Source organism: Aeromonas sp. 19NY04SH05-1, from assembly GCF_040581895.1.
Classification (GTDB): Bacteria; Pseudomonadota; Gammaproteobacteria; order Enterobacterales; family Aeromonadaceae; genus Aeromonas; species Aeromonas enteropelogenes.
On record NZ_CP095328.1, the window covers coordinates 3,005,503 to 3,022,486 of the forward strand.

General features: G+C 58.0%; 12 protein-coding genes, 1 tRNA gene and 2 pseudogenes. 5 read left to right on the plus strand and 10 right to left on the minus strand.

What is annotated here, in order from left to right:
* Nucleotides 1-82: 82 nt before the first annotated feature.
* The 9 genes and pseudogenes from MRK42_RS13700 to MRK42_RS13740 form a co-directional block, all read right to left on the minus strand.
* Nucleotides 83-1,450: a hypothetical protein gene (locus MRK42_RS13700; protein ID WP_342010758.1), complete on the minus strand. Its 1,368-nt coding sequence runs from the start codon at nt 1,448-1,450 to the stop codon at nt 83-85.
* Nucleotides 1,451-1,615: 165 nt separating this feature from the next.
* Entirely contained in the window at nt 1,616-2,638 is a 1,023-nt protein-coding gene (locus MRK42_RS13705) for a hypothetical protein (RefSeq protein WP_354688318.1), read from the minus strand.
* Nucleotides 2,625-5,702: a hypothetical protein gene (locus MRK42_RS13710; protein WP_342010756.1), complete on the minus strand. Its 3,078-nt coding sequence runs from the start codon at nt 5,700-5,702 to the stop codon at nt 2,625-2,627. The genes MRK42_RS13705 and MRK42_RS13710 overlap by 14 nt, the downstream gene beginning before the upstream one ends.
* Nucleotides 5,703-6,533 carry a DUF4123 domain-containing protein gene (locus tag MRK42_RS13715; protein WP_354688319.1) on the minus strand — a complete coding sequence of 277 codons (831 nt, stop codon included), beginning with the start codon at nt 6,531-6,533 and terminating at the stop codon, nt 5,703-5,705.
* A pseudogene (locus tag MRK42_RS13720) lies at nt 6,509-7,288 on the minus strand (type VI secretion system tip protein VgrG); the annotation flags it as partial. The pseudogene MRK42_RS13720 and the gene MRK42_RS13715, both read right to left, overlap by 25 nt.
* Before the next feature lie 31 nt (nt 7,289-7,319).
* Complete coding sequence (locus MRK42_RS13725; protein WP_019706001.1) at nt 7,320-8,267, minus strand: IS30-like element ISAs2 family transposase; 948 nt, start codon at nt 8,265-8,267, stop codon at nt 7,320-7,322.
* A 105-nt stretch (nt 8,268-8,372) separates the two neighbouring features.
* Nucleotides 8,373-9,683 (minus strand): annotated as a pseudogene (gene tssI / locus MRK42_RS13730) (type VI secretion system tip protein TssI/VgrG); the annotation flags it as partial.
* Between the two features lie 301 nt (nt 9,684-9,984).
* A complete protein-coding gene (gene hcp1 / locus MRK42_RS13735; protein ID WP_010634242.1) occupies nt 9,985-10,503 on the minus strand; it encodes a type VI secretion system effector Hcp1 in 519 nt (172 codons plus the stop codon).
* A gap of 766 nt (nt 10,504-11,269) precedes the next feature.
* On the minus strand, nt 11,270-12,193 hold the full coding sequence (locus tag MRK42_RS13740; protein ID WP_354688320.1) for a LysR family transcriptional regulator: 924 nt from the start codon (nt 12,191-12,193) through the stop codon (nt 11,270-11,272).
* A gap of 123 nt (nt 12,194-12,316) precedes the next feature.
* Here MRK42_RS13740 and MRK42_RS13745 point away from each other — a divergent pair, with 123 nt between their 5' ends.
* From MRK42_RS13745 to MRK42_RS13760, 4 genes are read left to right on the plus strand one after another with little or no spacing between them, the layout of a single operon-like run.
* Nucleotides 12,317-13,234, plus strand: coding sequence for an alpha/beta hydrolase (locus tag MRK42_RS13745; protein ID WP_354688321.1), 918 nt, complete (start codon nt 12,317-12,319; stop codon nt 13,232-13,234).
* 49 nt (nt 13,235-13,283) lie between these two features.
* Entirely contained in the window at nt 13,284-14,213 is a 930-nt protein-coding gene (locus MRK42_RS13750; RefSeq protein WP_342010014.1) for an alpha/beta hydrolase, read from the plus strand.
* A gap of 49 nt (nt 14,214-14,262) precedes the next feature.
* Nucleotides 14,263-14,901 (plus strand): SDR family oxidoreductase, encoded by a 639-nt coding sequence (locus MRK42_RS13755; RefSeq protein WP_342010015.1) that lies wholly within the window; start codon nt 14,263-14,265, stop codon nt 14,899-14,901.
* Nucleotides 14,902-14,914: 13 nt separating this feature from the next.
* Nucleotides 14,915-15,553: a hypothetical protein gene (locus MRK42_RS13760; RefSeq protein ID WP_342010016.1), complete on the plus strand. Its 639-nt coding sequence runs from the start codon at nt 14,915-14,917 to the stop codon at nt 15,551-15,553.
* A gap of 99 nt (nt 15,554-15,652) precedes the next feature.
* Here the strand turns inward: MRK42_RS13760 and MRK42_RS13765 are convergent.
* Nucleotides 15,653-15,742, minus strand: a tRNA-Ser gene (locus MRK42_RS13765).
* A gap of 344 nt (nt 15,743-16,086) precedes the next feature.
* Between MRK42_RS13765 and MRK42_RS13770 the strand changes: the two genes are divergently transcribed.
* Nucleotides 16,087-16,968 (plus strand): L,D-transpeptidase family protein, encoded by an 882-nt coding sequence (locus tag MRK42_RS13770; RefSeq protein ID WP_224212280.1) that lies wholly within the window; start codon nt 16,087-16,089, stop codon nt 16,966-16,968.
* Nucleotides 16,969-16,984 lie beyond the last annotated feature (16 nt).

Sequence of the window (16,984 nt, forward strand, 5' to 3'; positions counted from 1 at the left end):
GGGCCATCCCATCTCTGACGATTCAATCACCGTCCTTCGTGACACAGAATCAAAAACAGTCTGGTCAGGCGCGGCCTTTGGTCTAGCTACCTTGAGCCTCTGTCGTCATCTTCCCGAACCAGTGCTCCGACAATTTTTGAGCCTTTTTGACTTCCGGCTTGGTCATCGCCGCTTCCAGCTCATCCCGTGCCTGCGCCGCCTCGGGCATTCCTTCGGTCGCCGCCAGCGACAACCAGGCATAGGCATGGATCCGGTTGCGCGGCGCACCCAGCCCCTCTTCACGCAGGGCGCCCATGCGGTATTGCGCCATCCGATTGTTCTTCATCGCAGCCAGACGATACTGCTTGAGCGCCAGGGCATAATCTTCCTGGCCCCCCTGGCCCAGACGCAACATCTCCCCATAGGCGTATTGTGCTGCCGTATGACCTTGTTGGGCGGCCTTGCCATAGCTGGCCCTGGCTTGCTCCAGCTCCCCCTGTTCCTGTTGCAACTGAGCCAACTCGAACCAGGCCTTGGTCACGCCCCCTTGTGCCGCCTGAGTCAGCAGCTGGATGCGATCGCCCGGCGCAGTCTGTTGCAAGCTCAGCTGATATTGCGCCTCGTGATTGCCGTGGCCGGCAGCCAGCTCCAGCCAGTAGCGACCAAGGGCCGGATCCGCTTTGACTTGCTCACCCGCCAGATAGGCCATGCCCAGCCAAAGCTCGGCCTCGGCGGAACCGGCATTGGCGGCGCCTTGATAGGCCGCAAACGCGTTGGCAGGCGCAGCCTGCTTCGCCTGCCAAAGCAAGGCATCCGGCTGCTGCTGGGCCGCCGCCTTGTCATACCAGCGCTGTGCCAGATCCGGTCGCTTGGCTACCCCCTTGCCCTGCTCATAGCGCAAGCCAAGTTGATACTGGGCATCGCGGTTGCCAAGATCGGCTGCTTTTTCGAGCCACTTGATGGCATCTTCGTCGGCACCGCGCTGCGTGGCATACCACTGACCCAGGACCAACTGCGCCTCGGCATGCTCCCCCTTGGCAGCCTGCTCGAACCAGTCGAGACACTCGCTCACCAGCTTGCCCTGATGCTGTTCCCGACACGCCACCCCCAGCTGATAGCTGGCATTGGTATTGCCAAGGCGCGCCGAACGCTGCCACCACAGGGTCGCCTGCGCCGGATCCTTGGGCTCGCCCAATCCGGCCTGATACCACTCCCCTACTTGCCAGGCGGCGCTGGCACGGGTCTGCCGATCAGCAGCCAAAGTACCGCTCTCCCGGGCAACCTGCTGCATCCAGTGCATGGCATTGGGATAATCTGGTTTGGCGGCAAGCCGCTGGGCCAGCTCGTACTGGGCCTTGCCATCCCCTTGCCGTGCGGCTTGAGATAACTCGGCGTCAGTTCGTGGTGCCGTGGCAGAGCAGGCAGTTAACATGCTGGCGGTCAGCGCCAGCCATAAGGCTCGATGTGTCATGGGAAAATTCTTCGCAGAGTGAAAAAGTGACGGATGAGGTAGTGCTGTCTTGCTGGCGAATCCGCTATGCTACACAGCCACCTAATGGGCATAAAGCTGATGCGGCGCCTTCCCTGGCCATTAGCCTTGCCTGTCAGGTGGTTTTTGCAGTAACAACAAGATCTGTTACATTCCGAACTCTAAAAAGTAACTTCTAACTTGATGCGTTTTCATCCATTCGTTAGCCCAAGATTTAGCGTCTTCAATTTCATTCTCTGAGAGTTTTTTTTCAAGAATACTGAGTTCTTTAACAGAACGGGAATAGGCTGAATCCTCAGTTTCTGGTGGTAGTTGATGGATTAACACATATAACCAAGCGTAAGCTTTTTTATTGCTTTGCATATCAGCAGGAATTGGAATGGTAAACTCATCGCCTCCCATCAGATAAGTGCTATAGATCCTTATCGAGTTAATATTTCCTGTATTGGCTGCACGTTCGAGCCAAGCCAGCATTCCAACAATATCTTTGTCTTTCTCAGCATAGCTAGACATAACCTCCATAGCTCTTGGATTGCCATGATTGGCGGCTTGCTCTGTCCAGTAACGAACAGATTTTTCACGGGAGCCAGGAATGACGTACCATCCGCAGCCACTCTTTATTTTATTAGCAAGGCGAAATTGGGCGTCAGCATCATTAAACTTCGCAGCCTTTTCAAACCACTTGCATTCCTCATTTTTATTGTCACTAAGAAAACCTTTTAATTTCAGTGCTTCTATATTACTTTCAGAAATGCCTAATGATAAAGCAGCATCAAATCTTTCCTTATATGTATTGATACTTACTCCATCAACAAGAAATGCCTTGGGGCGCATAATAGCAATGCCACCTTCTTCATTGACTGATAAGGCCAACAAACCACAGAGTGCGTTTTGATCTGCCGCCATCTTAAAATACTTGTAAGACATGTCAGACCAAACCCAAACCGAGTCAACTGCACTTTTTGCAATCCAGCATTGCGCCTGCTCACTACCTAAGTCGGCCGCTTGGAGCATCAGGTCAACACCTTTCCTCCAACCCTGCTCATAAGGGATAACTGCTTGTTGATAAAGCTCATCTGCTGTTGCCAACTTATCTGATGCTGCATATGTAAATGAGGTTGCGAACAACAAGCTCAACACAAGTATTGAAAATTTTTTAATTCTTAACATTCCACCCATCCTGAATCTGAGCTCGACCATACATATTAGAAACCTTGTAGTTAGGCTGTGCTTTCTCCCAACGAATATTTGATAATGCATTGCGAGCTCGCCGATACTTTATTAAAGTTGACCTAAGGTCATCATTTCTACTGTCCGCAGGCAACTCCATATATTTATCTAGTGCACTAAGGTTACGCTTATAAGCACCAATCTGATCCTGCACATTGATTTCGTTCATACGACTGATCGCCTCTTGGAATTTATGGCGATTCTCAGCCGTAGTATGACCGCTATAGAGCCAATCAACCAAGCGAGCGATGGTCAATTGCTGTAACACATGAACTTGTGTATCGGGCAAATCGACATTTAACGACTTAACACGCAGGTCTTTAGCATTTGCTACCAAAGTCCCCAATAACGAGCCCAATGCCTCTGGCAGTAGACCATTGGCCCACTCTTTTAACTTGGCCTCTGTTGCTGCATTGGCCTTGGCATCGCCAGCCGTATCCGGGCGTAATGCCGGATTGGGATTACCCTGCTTCGGCAACAGGTGGTGAGACAGCGTCCACGCCACCAGACCCGCATTCTGGCTGCGATTAAGCTTGCCATAAAGCCTGTCGACAAAGTCCTTCTCGGCTGCCACTATCTGGCCAATATTGACCCCCAGCAGCAGTGCCAGCTGGCTGGCCCTAGAGAGCCGCTGATAGCTCTCCTCATCGGCGAAGACTTCGACCCGCTCGTAGTTGCAGCGGCGCAGCAGATCCTGAAACATGGCCACCACATAACCGGTAGATTGCCAATCCACTTCAAACTCGAAATAGCCCTTGGCCTTGGCGCTGCCTCCCAGCACCCCGGCCTTGACCCCCAACCGCATCCGGTTATTGCGCCAGCTCAGGATAAAGGGGAACTCGCTCAGCGTGTCCTTGATTTCAGCCTTAAGCCCGGTGGTGGCCTTGCACAGCTGAAGCGGCAGCTTGGCTGCTTGACCATCTATCCCCAGACGCTGGATCATGCTGCTATCCGGCGTCCAAAGCAGGCGTCCTGACAGACTGCAGCCCACCTCAGCCCCAACCTCGGCGGTAAATTCCCCCTTCTCTTCAGCCTTGACCGCCACATCGAGCCCACTGAGGCTAATTCCCCCGACGCTGGCATTGAGCGATGCCTCACGGCCCGCTTTGAGCATGGCGCCCGCTTTGCCCCACGCCTTGGCATGGACATCTACGGCCCAGGTGCCCAGATTGATCTGGTATTTGTTGCCACTCTTGGGGGCGATCAGGGTTGCTATCGTGGGTTTCGCACCTCGTGGCAAGGTGATCCTGAACAGATCGATCTCCCCGCGCAGAGGATAAAACTCTGCTGTAACCGACAAGCTGGCGCTCGGTCCAGGCATGGAGACGGTGCCGTCCTGATAGGTCAGAGTCATCGGCGGGGGGTCTATCTTGCCGGAACTGCTGAGTTTGCCCTTCCAGTCGCTGTAACTCATCATCCGCATCAGCTGCGCCTGGGGCGACTCATCAAAGGGACCAAACTCCACCTGCTTGTCAGAGCGATAGAGCAGTGTGCCAAGGTGTCCGGCAAAGCGGCTACGCCACGAGTCGAGAGCCCTCACCTTGATGTTCTTCTGCTCCAGGTAGTCGGCCACCTTGTCAAAATTGAGGGCGCCATTCTCTTTGTAAAACCAGCCCTTTTGCAGCGGGAGAGGGGTAATGCCATCTTGCGCCAGCAAAGCGAGCAGCACCGGATCCTGCTCCAGTTTGAGCAGATCACCTGCCCGCTCCCTAACCTTGTCTACCGGCAACTGCCAGAGGCTGAAGTAGCTGAGCGGCTCTACCGATAACGCCGCCGAGCAGATCTCGCGCAGCGGATAATCGCCCTTGGTCAATACGTCCATGGGTTGGCGCTGATATTCCCCCTCCCATGCCAATACCCGAGGAGGGACTTGGCGGGAGCAGGCCAACAGTGCCTTTTCGTACAGCTCGTTCGCTTGCTTGTGGGCAGCATTGATGGCATCGAGCTGACGCTGAAACATCTGCTGGGGGGGCAACAAGGGATTCTCTTTGTCGCTGCTGGCGGCATAACCACTATCGAGCGCGGTCAAGAAGGCCTTGGTGGTCTTCTCCAGCTCCTCCTCGGCCTGCTTTTTCTGGGCCAGATAGGCGTACCAACTGGCGTAGCACTTATCACCGGCCACACACCCCTCTATACCGCTCAGGGCAAACTCAGGCACGGCGACCCCGAGCGCGCCAAGCTCGGTGATGCAGCGATTGAGGGTCTGCTGCGCCGCAGTCATCTTGGCCAGGGTATCCTGACGATGGCTAAACCAATCATCACTCGGCCATATCAGACCGTTGCTGTGCTCCTGCATCAGAGTCTGGGTTTTCAGCACCGCCTGTCGGAGCGATTCAATCTGCTCTGCCGGAGGCTTTTCTGCCACAAACGTGGCACGGGCCTTGTTGTATTGCGCCAGCAATTTGCCGATTTTGACCTGACGCGGGTCATAGTAGTGGCCATTGTTATCGACTTCATACCCTTGCGCCTTGGCTTGCTCTATCCCCTGACGTTTGAGCTGCTCCAGCTGTGCGATGCATTTGGCATCCTCAGCAGCACGATTGATAAATTGCTTGTGTACTGTTGCCTGGCTGTTATCCCCATAGGGTGAAAAAGTCGGGCTGGTTGGCCTTCTTGCCTGAATGTTGCTCCATTCTTGCTGCTGGGCAGGGGTCAAGAAGCTGTATGCTGTCGGGCTAATCATCAGGCTATCGAGTTGAATACCCTGTGCAGCCAGCGCTTGCAGCTTGCTGGATGAGCCAAGCACCTTGGCTTCAAATTCACTGACCACCATTTTTATCTTCTTGAAGGCTTTTTTCTCGACCAGCCAGAAACAGTTGGAGCCGCTGACGTAGAAGATGTCTTCAAACTCTTTTGCCGAGCAGGGGGATTTGACCGCAGCAAACGACTCATTTGATGCAGCTGCAGGCAACGGAACAAAAGGCAACATGGTCGGCGACTGACAGAGCCCTTCATCAATGACATTGCTGACTACAGGTGACGTAGTCGTGGTTGGTGCGGACATCTATAACGCCTCCACTGGCTGATGGGTCTGATGTTGCCAAAAACGGTTTGCCACAGCCAGCGGCTCATGGCACTCAATATCGAAGGTGGCCAACCACTGTGCCATGCGGCCATCCAGCACGGGTGCGGGGTAATCATTAAGCAGGGTGAGCCAAGGCATGAGTTCCCACTGCTCGGTCAAACCTTTCTCAATCAGGCATGCAAGCGAAGAGGCAAGACCATAACACAGGGCAGGGTCAATCCGGGCTGCTTGCAAGCTATAAAGCAGACGGGTTTTCTGAGCCATCGCCAGCAATTCCGAACTCAAACACACCGGTTGCTCAAGGGCCGCTTCGTGCTCAGCACTGACAATTTCACACCACGCTGTGGAGCACCAGTCAGGCAAGTACACTGCCTCCAACGCCGAGCTCACCAAGAGAGCATCATACTGGCTGACATAGATAGCCAGCCAAATGGCCGGATCGTAAAAGCGCAGATAGCTTTGTCCCTGCCCATCTGGCACCGTAAGGAACTGTCTGAAATGGTTTGCTAGCTCTTCGCAAGAGAGCGATGCGCGAAGCGCAACACCAGCACGTCTGTCACGCACTTCCGTGAGCAACCTTTCCTTTATCGCACTATCTGAAGGGAACCTTAGCAAAAGGGGGCTCACCTCCAATAAGGCTTGATGGTGCGTACCAGCAAACAGCAGAGTTAATTCGGGCTGTTCAATGAACTGATGGATCACCTCTTGCGCCGCTTCCCAGCGCGCCATGTCAATCAACAGGTAGTTGATTGGCAAGCTATCGGGAGAAAAGCGATGCAGGGATGTTAACTGCTCCCATCGAGTTTGCATGTGCAGTCCCCCCGTTCACATGTGCCATTGGAGCGCTTGCCACACATGGGCATTGCGACCACACCGGCTTTTGCCGCGACCAACATGGCCGGGATCATCTCTGGTGTTGGCGGTACAACATAAGGAGCTAATGCAACCCCCATTGGCAGGCCGGGCGTCTTCCCCCCCCAACCGGAGCCGGAGCCGGGGCTGCCGCCCGAGTTCATCTTGATGGAGCCGCCAGAGAGAGTGACGCCGCTTGGGTCGATTTTGACAAAACTGCCCCCCACCTTGAGGGTCAGCTCGGCGCCAGCCTCCATCACTATCTTCATGCCCGCCTTGTGGTGTACTTCGCTGCCCGCCTCAACCAACAGGGATTGTCCCAGCTTCTGGTGCATGCTGGCATCCACCGTGAGCGAATGGTCACCCTTGATATGGTCCCGCTTCTCACCTTCCACCGTCAGGTGGTCATTGGCCTTGATACGGGTCACCCGCTCGTTGTCGATATCCCGATGCTCATCGTGCTTGATGTGCCAGGCCGCATCATTCTCAATCAGTACGTTCAGGTCTTTCTGACCGTGCAGGTAAATCTCTTCCTGCCCGGCCTGGTCTTCAAAACGCAGTTCGTTGAAACCCTCACCCTGATGGGTCTCGGTGCGCAGCACGGTGCGGGTCTTGTTGGCCGGCAGCTCATAGGGCGGCCGGTTGGTGGCGTGGTAGGTGCGCCCCGTCACAATAGGCTGGTCCGGGTCCCCTTCCAGAAATGAAACGATGACCGCGAATTCAACTTCGAAGTGCGACACTCGCCTATGCCGCCTGACGGTACTCTTCGAATACCTTGACAGGCTGCCTGAATCCGAGACATTTCCGAGGTCGTAGGTTGAGCCACTGCTCCGCTCTCCTGACATCCTCGTCCGTGACCTCTCTCAGGTCTGTTCCCTTTGGGATAAACTGCCTCAACAGCCCATTGCTGTTCTCGTTCAGACCGCGCTCCCACGAAGAGTAAGGGTGCGCAAAGTAAGTCTCGGCACCCAGCGCTTCCTCTATCGCCTTGTGTTCGGCAAACTCGCCGCCGTTGTCAAAGGTGATGGTATGCACCTGCTCGATGTAGGGCGTTAACATCTCGATTATCGCATCCCGCACCACCCCAGCCTGTTTGCTCGCGACCCGCTTGACCAGATAGAGCCGGCTCTTGCGCTCCACCAGGGTGACCAGTGCACCTGTGCCTTGCTTGCCCAGCACCGTGTCCGCCTCCCAATCACCGAGCCGCTCCCGGCTATCGACGATAGCCGGCCGTTCATCAATAGAGCGGGCTTCCTTGATGGGAGAACGCAGGCTGCTCGCCCCCTTGCGGTAGCGCTTGTGGCCCTGGCGCAGATGGCGGTACAACTGGCCACCCCGGGCTTTGTCGGCGGCCACATGGCGGTATATCCACTCGTGACTCACCATGAGGCCTATCTGCTTGCCCACCGCGCTTATCTGCTCCGGGCTCCACCACCAGGCGAGTGTCAGCTCGACAAACTGGATGACATCGGCAGATAGCCGAGATTTGGCCGCACTGGCCCGTCGGTGGGTGGCGTGCTGATGCGCATTGTCTGGCTGGTAGCCCTGCGGCCCGGCGTTACGACGCAGCTCCCGGTAGAGGGTGGAGCGATGAACGCCAATGGCGCGTGCGGTGGCAAGGATGGACATCCCCTGTGCGCGAAGCACCGATAACTGGTATCGTTGCCCCTCGGTCAACTGCTGATAGCTCATGGTGATACTGCTTTTACTTTGGCGAGCAGAAGGGTACCACCAATCAGCAGTTGGCCACCTCTCGCCATTCATCCATGAGTGTCGCACTTATTATCTGAATTCCCGGACCTCATGACCGATGCGCGGAATCGCCATCATGCCGTATTGGCCACCCGCCCAGCCCTGGCTCACCCGCACCCAGCAGGAGCTCTGGTCATTGGAACTGCCATAGCGGTCCCACGGGAATTGCAGCTTGACCCGGCCGTGCTCGTCGCAATAAATCTCTTCGCCCTCGGGGCCCACCACCATGGCAATCTGCGGGCCATCCACCATGGGTTTGTGCGGTGCTTGCGGGCTGCCAATACGGGCCCGCCAGGTGGTGCTCGCCTTCACCACGCCAAATTCGTTGTGGTAGACGGTCGGGCCGCTGCCCCCCTCCTCTTCCAGCGCCTGCGGCTGTTGGCCGGTGTGACGGATATGCACGATTTGCCAATCGCTGTTGAGGTTGGCGTTCGGGTGCTCGGTCAGGGAGAAATACTGCCCCGGCAGCAGGGCCGCGCTGTTGGATTTGCCTTGGCCTGTCACCGCATCATTGCGCAGGGCATCCAGCCTATGCTGGGCAAACGCCTTGCCGCTCGGGTCCTGCTTGTAGCGGCCCGGGTAGTCGAAGTGCTGGTAGCTCTGACGCTGATGCTCAAGCTCGGCCCCCAGTTTCTTGTGGGAGAGCCCATAGGCCGGGGTCTTGAAGCTGTAGTCCTTGAGCTCCACATCCGAGGGGCGCACCGCCTCGCGATAGTGGAACTGGCGCACATAGGCGCCTTGCTCCAACGAGCGGTTGCCAAGGTTGAAGAACAGCTCGGGGCCGGCAGTTAATGCAGCCGCGTCGTCGGCAAACACGAGACGGTGTTTGCCTTGCTCAAACTCAAAGAAGTAGAACATCCCCTCTTCGGCGGCGAGGCGATTCAAGAAATCGAGGTCGGTCTCGCGATACTGGACACAATACTCGCGCTGGGCATGTTCATTTTTGAGGGCAAAGGCATAGTCGGTAATGCCGTGTTCCTGCAACAGGATGCTGAGGATTTCATCTGGCTTTTGCGCCTGGAAGATGCGCGAGTTGTGACGCAGCGACAGCCGCCACAGGGCCGGTTGCACCAGCAGCTGGTAGCGAGTGCGGCGAAAACCACTATCCCCCTGGGCAAAATCACTGACCACCCCGCATACCCGGCGCTGCAGCTCGCCGTTATACCACACCAGCAACTCGCACGGCTGGTCCAGCACGGCGGCAAAGTCGATGTCCGGCTGGGGACTCGCCAACTCAAGGCGCAGCTGGAACGGGTCGTTCAGCCCTTCTTCTAGGGCAAACTCGGCCACCACGAAGGTTCCCTCGGGCAGCGACCCCACCTTGACGGTAAATTGTAATCCTGTGCTGTCTGCCATCGGTGAGAGCCCTCAAGAAAGTGTGTTGCCCCGGATGACGGGGTCGTTGAAACCGTGCGAGAGAGTCGCAATCGTCCCGATGGCATTGACACCATGGCTACCGCACATCGTTGACGGCGAGCGGCAAGATGCGACCCCATTTTTCTTATGCCTGCACACGAAGCGCAGACAGGCATAAGAAAAATCGCGGGCGAGGGAAATCGGATGCAATGGAGGGTAATCGGCGAGGCAGCATTGCACCTCTGATTTCGGTGGTTCCAAGAGCAAAAGGGCACCGCAAGCAGTGCCCTTGAACATCAGCTTACGCCTCGATCGGAGCACGCCAGTCGTCAGCACCAGAAGTACCGGCAACGGTGTGTTCCCAGTCAATCTTGCGGTATGCCATGGAGACCTGGATCAGCTGGGTGAAGTCAGACTTCGCCGGATCCTGGCAGTGCGGCATCTGGCAGTCGATATCCACGATGGTGGCATCGGTCAGCACGGTAGAGAAGAAGTGCTCCTGCTTGCCCTCGACGGAGGTGCGATACCACTTCAGGGTCACTTTGGGCAGCATTTCACCGGAAGCCAGGGCATTGTACATGAGCGGAACCGCTTTGTTCAGGGCCACGGTGAACTTGAACGGCTTGTGGACACGCTGGCCAGCCGGCTGGCCGGATTGCGGGTCGGTCGGTACGGTCACGACGTGCTGGAACTCTTGTACCAGCATCTCGTCTTCGTGGCCTTGCACGAAGATGTTGCCGACGGAGTCAGAGGTGAAGGCACCCGCGGTGATGTTGCCCTGGGTTTTACCTTCGATGCTGATATAACATGGAGTTGGCATGGATATGCTCCTGATAGATTAGTGAAATGAGATAGCACTCGAGCGAATCTGTTAGCAGCGTCCATGCCACCTATAAAAATCATTAATTATCAATGATTTACAAATAATTCACGCTAATCACTATGCAACGACAAGCAATTTTTTGCTTTATCTCACTCAATACATCGTCAATCGTTGCCCATCCAGTTTTTAAATCTGGTAAATACGCAATACATTGCGCAGTTCAGAACGATTCACTGTAATGGCGATAATTTAGCCACTCGCAATATTGCACCGGCACAGGTGCACGCTTTCCGCGTTGATGCCAGCAGCCCAAATCACCATGATGCGAGTGTCCTCCTCACACCTCAGGACAATCGTGGTGCTGTCACCGTCATAGATACACAAGGGTCAATGAACTGCTTCCGTGACTTTTCCTGCGCCCCCGGAGACCCCCACTGATGAAAAAGAACCGTCACCGAGTGACGCCTGTTTTTCCATCCCAACTGTGAAGTGCATCCGATGAGTCATGGGAAATTGCGTCACACAAGGGATAGGTCGAGAGGATGCCTACAGCCAGTTACGGAAGCGGGCATGTAGACAACATGAACCAATCGCAGGAAGCGGGACTATGGGTAGCAAACGCTCACAAGCGCCCGGCGGGATTGGCATGCAACGACCGATACAGGAAGAAAGACCAAGACAATCAAATAAAAAAGCCCACTCCTTAAACAGATCGGGTTTGGAATGTGGCGGAGACATTTCACCAAGCAAGCTCTTGCGCACGCTACCTGGCAATCCCTTCCCGCTTCTCCACCAGAAAGTCCATCAGCGCCCGGATCTTGGCCGGCATCTGGGCCCGCGATGGCACATAGAGATAAAACCCCGGGAAGGGGGGGCACCAGGGGGCGAGCACCCGCACCAGTGAGCCATCACTCAGGTGCTGGCGCACCCGCAGATCCAGGTGTTTGACCAGCCCCACCCCCTGCAGGGCCGCCTGCAGCATGCTGTCGTCGTCGTTGAACACGGCGTTGCCCTTGGGATCGACGATCTGGGTGTGTTGCTCTTTATCGGGGGAGGTAAACGACCAGCGGTCTATGGTGTTGCTGGAGGTGAAGCGGTAGGCCAGGCAGTTGTGCCGGGTGAGGTCGCCCGGGGTCTGCGGCGTGCCATGCTGCCTGAAATAGTCGGGTGAGCCGACAATCGCCATGGTCAAAGGCGGGGTGATGGGCACCGCCACCACGTGTTCATCCAGGCTCTCTCCCAGGCGAATGCCGGCATCCGTCCCGTCGGCGATGATGTTGGAAAACCCGTCCGCCATCACCAGCTCCAGACGCAGCTTGGGATAGCGCGCCAGAAATTCTCCCATGTGGGGCTCGATCAGCAGCCTGGCGGCGATGCGCGAGCTGTTGATGCGAATAAGGCCCGAGGGCTCAAGATGAGAATCATTGAGCTCGCTCACCACCCGCTCGATGGCCGTGAGGGAGGGTTGCAGCACGTCCAGCAGGCGCCACCCCTCCTCGGTCAGCGACATGTCGCGGGTGGTGCGGTTGAGCAGCCGTACCTGCAGTTGCTGCTCCAGCCCCTTCAGGTGTTGGGAGAGGGCGGCGCGGGTCACCCCCATCTCGGTGGCGGCCTTGGTGAAGCTGCGGTGGCGGGCGATGTGGGCAAACCACGTCAGTGACGCGACGAGTGAAGGTTCTATGGGCATTTGTTTAGCCTGGCTAATCAGTCATGTCTTGATAGGTGCGTATATCTAGCTCAATAGACTTACTACTATTAGCTCGAACTCGCGTCAAGCATGACACCCCTGAACCTAACGGAGAGCCCGACCATGTCCCACGTCACCTTCCCCAATCGCAACGGCCAAGGCATCACTATGGCCGCCATCGTTCACTTCCCGCCGCATTTTGATGAGCGCAAGCAGTACCCGGCGGTCGTGGTTTCCCACCCCGGCGGCGGGGTGAAGGAGCAGACCGCGGGCCTGTACGCCAGCAAGCTGGCCGAGCAGGGCCTCATCGCCATCGCCTTTGACCGCTCCTATCAGGGCGAGAGCTCGGGAGAGCCGCGCCAGCTGGAGAATCCCCATGTCAGCAGCGAGGATGTCAGCGCCGTGGTGGACTACCTGACCACGCTGCCCTATGTCGATGAGAACAGGATCGGGGCCATGGGCATCTGCGCCGGTGCCGGCTACAGCGCCAATGCCGCCATCCAGGATCGCCGCATCAAGGCGCTCGGCATGGTCAGCGCGGTCAACATCGGCCAGATGTTCCGCAATGGCTGGGACAGCAGCGTCAAGGATGCCGATGCCATGGGCTATCTGGACTTCGGCTCCCAGGCGCGCACCGCAGATGCGACCGGCAGCGGCTACGCCACCATCCCCTTGGCGCCCCTGCGTGAAGAGGATGCTCCCAACGAGGAGCTGCGCGAAGCCTGGGAGTACTACCACACCCCGCGCTGCGAGCACCCCAATGCGCCGGGCTTTGCGCTGACCCGCAACCTGAACCAGATCATCACCTACGACGCCTATCACAAGGCCGAGGCCTTCCTGACCCAGCCGATCCTGGCGGTGGCTGGCAGTGTGGCCGGCAGCAAGTGGATGAGCGACGACCTGCTGGCGCGCGCCGCGAGCACTGACAAGACCCTGCATGTGGTGGAGGGGGCCAACCATATGTCCCTCTACGACGTGCCCCGCTATGTCGACGAGGCCGTCGCCAAGCTGGCCCCCTTCTTCCTGCGAACCCTGAACTAATCGGCCCGCGAGAGGGGGAGGCCCCTCTCGCTTATCGAGGAGCTTCATCATGAGCCATGTATTGAACCTGACCTATCAGAACCTGGGCTGGCAGACGGCGGCCGACCTCTACCTGCCGCCCGATTTCGACGAGCAAAAGCGCTACCCGGCCATCGTCAGCACCCACCCCATCGGCAGCTGCAAGGAGCAGACCGCCGGCAATGTCTACGCCAAGGGGTTGGCTGCGGCGGGGTTCGTGGTGCTGGTACCCGACGCCAGTTTCCAGGGTGCCAGCGGCGGTGAGCCGCGCTTTATCGAGGATCCGGCCATTCGGGTCTCCGACATCCGCTTCGCGGTGGACTACCTGCAATCCCTCTCTTATGTGGACAGCGATCGCATCGGCGCCATCGGCGTGTGCGGCGGCGGCGCCTACACCATCCATGCGGGCATCACGGATCACCGCCTCAAGGCGCTGGCCTCCATCACAGGGGTCAACTATGGCCGCCTGATCCGCGAAGGCTTCGCCCAGTTCAAGCCTCTTGAGCTGGCCCAGAGCATCGCCCGGATGCGCACGGCGCAGGCACAAGGGAGCGCTACGGAACCCGCCGATCTGCTGCCGGCGTCGGTGGCGGCGGCCACCGCGGCAGGCATCACCGACATCGACGTGCTGGAGGCCACCGAGTACTACAAGACGGCGCGCGGTCAGCAGCCCCATGGCGCAACTCGCCAGCTGATGTCCTTCACCGGCGCCGCCATGGGATGGGATGCCTTCCTCCATGTCGAGGTACTGCTGACCCAGCCGCTGATGGTGGTCATCGGCGACAAGGCGGGCGGCTTTGGCGCCTATCGGGATGGCTGGGAGATCTACGGCCGCGCCGCCTCCACCGACAAGCACATGGTCGTGGCCGAAGGCTGGTCCCATTACGACCTCTACGACAAAGCCGAGCCGGTGGCCATCGCCATGGCAAGCCTCGTGCCCTTCTTCCAGCGCACCCTGTGATCCCGCGGTGGGGGCATCCCCACCCATTCAAGCGACAAGGTAAACCGATATGCGAAACGTACTGATCCTCGGCGCCAGCGGCCAGATAGCCCGGTGGGTGGTCAAGGGGCTCGCCGGGCAGGGCGACATCCGCCAGACCCTGCTGCTGCGCGACCCAAAGAAGTTGAACGGCCGTGAGCCGGCCAACGCCAAAGTGGTGATCGGCAGCGTGCAGGACAAGCCGCTGCTCAAGGAGGCGATGGCAGGACAAGAGATCGTCTACGCCAACCTCAGTGGCGACAACCTGGACAAACAGGCCCAGGCGGTCATCACCGCCATGCAGGCCGCCGGAGTGAAGCGCCTGGTCTTCGTGCTGTCCCTCGGGATCTACGACGAAGTGCCCGGCAAGTTCGGCCAGTGGAATCGCGGGATCATCGGCGAGGAGCTTAAACCCTACCGACGCGCGGCAGACGCCATCGAGGCATCGGGGCTGGATTACACCATCTTGCGCCCGGCCTGGCTGACCGATGAGGATGAAGTGGATTACGAGCTGACCGCCAAGGGCCAGCCCTTCCAGGGCACAGTGGTGTCGCGCAGGAGCGTGGGGGATCTCATCACCCGGATCCTGGTCTCGCCCGAACTGCATCTGGGGGAGAACCTTGGCATCCACCAACCCGGCAGCGACGGCGACAAGCCGTATTTTATGTAACGTGAGGTCAAGGATGATGAGCTGGGTTTTTATCACCCTTGGTGCGCTGGCCGCCACCGTGGTGGTCGTGCTGCTGGCGGTCTCTTTTATCGAGCGTCGGCAGGCACATGAGCTTGCAGGGCTGGAGGCAGAGAGTCAGCAGGTGGCGAGCCCCCGCACGGCGGTGGTCTATTTCTCCCGCTCGGACAATACGGCGCTGGCCGCCCGCCACCTGGCAAATCGGCTCGGGGCCCGGCTCTTTGCGCTGGATGCCCCCGCCTATCGGCTCGGCCCCGGGGGATTGGTGCAGGCCCTCGGCGATGCGAACGCATTGAAGCATGCACCAGAGGCACTGCCCGATATCGTGCCGCGCACCCTCGATCTGACTCCGTTCGATACTGTGTGGCTCGGCTCCCCGGTCTGGCTCTACAGCCCGGCGCCGCCTATCTGGGCCTTCGTCGAGCACAACCGTTTCGATGGCAAGGATGTGGTGCTGTTCAACACCTACAACAGCCACCTCGGTGAAGAGCACATCGAGGCACTCAAGGCCAAGGTGATGGCCCGTGGCGCCAAATCCTTCGCCCATCGACATGTGCTGCGGGGGCGAATGACCCGCCAGCTGACACCCGATCAGATGGTGGCGGCAATCGACGACTGGCTGCCCAAACCTTAAGCGCTCGGGAATCCTCCCTTCTCAGGGAAAAAACGACCAGGAGCCGGGTGGGGCAAGCGCCCAATGAAAAAGCCCACGCATTGGCGTGGGCTTGAGATGTGGCGGAGAGACAGGGATTCGAACCCTGGGTGGTATTGCTACCACAATTGATTTCGAGTCAATCCCGTTCGGCCACTCCGGCATCTCTCCGTGAGGAGAGTTTTTACCCAAGGTGCCCGGAGAATGCAATAAAAATATCTTTAATATCAAACAACTGAACATAAAAGGAGCGCCTGGTTTCCTCTCGGAGTGTTCCGGACGAAAACCCATTTTGTCTTCATATTGCCGGCAACATGACAGAAATGACCGCGTTCAGGCCGGTTACGCACCCTCTGCAGCATGTAACCCGGTAGGCAGACTGGAAATCCTCGGCCGATTCAGGAACAATCGGCGTCCCTCCTTGGCGAAATGACGACATGTCCGCCCCGATATAAAGACGTGAATTGATGGAAAGCCTCATGCCGATAAAATCTGCTCTCTCCTTCCTGCTGACCATGACCATGCTCTGCACCACTCAGGTGTTAGCCCAGACCTACCCTCTCCCGCCCGCCAACAGCCGTCTCATCGGCGAGCTGGAAGACTACATAGTCCAACCCAACGATCATCTGGAACTGGTCGGGAAAAATACCCACACCGGTTTTTTGGCACTGCTTGAGGCCAACCCGGGTGTTGATCCCTATCTGCCCACCCCGGGCACCCGGCTGACCCTGCCCACCCAGATGCTGCTGCCCGATGTGCCCCGGGAGGGCATAGTCATCAACCTGCCCGAGCTGCGTCTCTACTACTTCCCCAAGGGGAAGGACGAGGTGATCGTGCTGCCCATCGGGATTGGCGATGTCGGCCGTGAAACCCCGGAGATGACGACCACCATCATAGAGAAAAAGCCGAACCCGACCTGGGTGCCCGGCCCCATGGTGCGCAAGTCCTGGCTGGAACAAAAAGGGATCTCCCTGCCGGCGGTCGTTCCCCCCGGCCCTGAAAACCCCCTTGGCAAATTCGCCATGCGGCTGGGCTATGGCAACCGGGATTATCTGATCCACGGCACTAACAAGGAGTTTGGCGTCGGTTTGCGGGTCAGCGCCGGCTGCATCCGTCTGCGTCCGGATGACATAGAGTCGCTGTTCAAGATAGTGCCTGTCGGCACACCGGTACGGGTCATCAACCAGCCGGTAAAGGTCGCCATCGAACCCGATGGCCGGCGCTGGCTGGAGGTGCACTCGCCCCTGTCCCGTACCGAGGAAGAACTCGAAAATGGCGCCCCTCTGGTTCTGTCACCAGCCATCGAGCAATTTATCAGCGCGCCCGAGGTCACTCAGGCCGATGTCACCGCCGCACTGGACAGCAAGAACGGGCTGCCCCGACCCATCAGCGGCTAAGTACCGGAGTCATCAT

Excerpts from the sequence above, each read along its gene's own strand:
- MRK42_RS13700 (WP_342010758.1), bottom strand. The coding sequence starts at position 1,450 with ATGACACATCGAGCCTTATGGCTGGCGCTGACCGCCAGCATGTTAACT.
- MRK42_RS13705 (WP_354688318.1), bottom strand. The coding sequence starts at position 2,638 with ATGTTAAGAATTAAAAAATTTTCAATACTTGTGTTGAGCTTGTTGTTC.
- MRK42_RS13710 (WP_342010756.1), bottom strand. The coding sequence starts at position 5,702 with ATGTCCGCACCAACCACGACTACGTCACCTGTAGTCAGCAATGTCATT.
- MRK42_RS13715 (WP_354688319.1), bottom strand. The coding sequence starts at position 6,533 with ATGCAAACTCGATGGGAGCAGTTAACATCCCTGCATCGCTTTTCTCCC.
- MRK42_RS13725 (WP_019706001.1), bottom strand. The coding sequence starts at position 8,267 with ATGAGCTATCAGCAGTTGACCGAGGGGCAACGATACCAGTTATCGGTG.
- hcp1 (WP_010634242.1), bottom strand. The coding sequence starts at position 10,503 with ATGCCAACTCCATGTTATATCAGCATCGAAGGTAAAACCCAGGGCAAC.
- MRK42_RS13740 (WP_354688320.1), bottom strand. The coding sequence starts at position 12,193 with ATGCCCATAGAACCTTCACTCGTCGCGTCACTGACGTGGTTTGCCCAC.
- MRK42_RS13745 (WP_354688321.1), top strand. The coding sequence starts at position 12,317 with ATGTCCCACGTCACCTTCCCCAATCGCAACGGCCAAGGCATCACTATG.
- MRK42_RS13750 (WP_342010014.1), top strand. The coding sequence starts at position 13,284 with ATGAGCCATGTATTGAACCTGACCTATCAGAACCTGGGCTGGCAGACG.
- MRK42_RS13755 (WP_342010015.1), top strand. The coding sequence starts at position 14,263 with ATGCGAAACGTACTGATCCTCGGCGCCAGCGGCCAGATAGCCCGGTGG.
- MRK42_RS13760 (WP_342010016.1), top strand. The coding sequence starts at position 14,915 with ATGATGAGCTGGGTTTTTATCACCCTTGGTGCGCTGGCCGCCACCGTG.
- MRK42_RS13770 (WP_224212280.1), top strand. The coding sequence starts at position 16,087 with ATGACCATGCTCTGCACCACTCAGGTGTTAGCCCAGACCTACCCTCTC.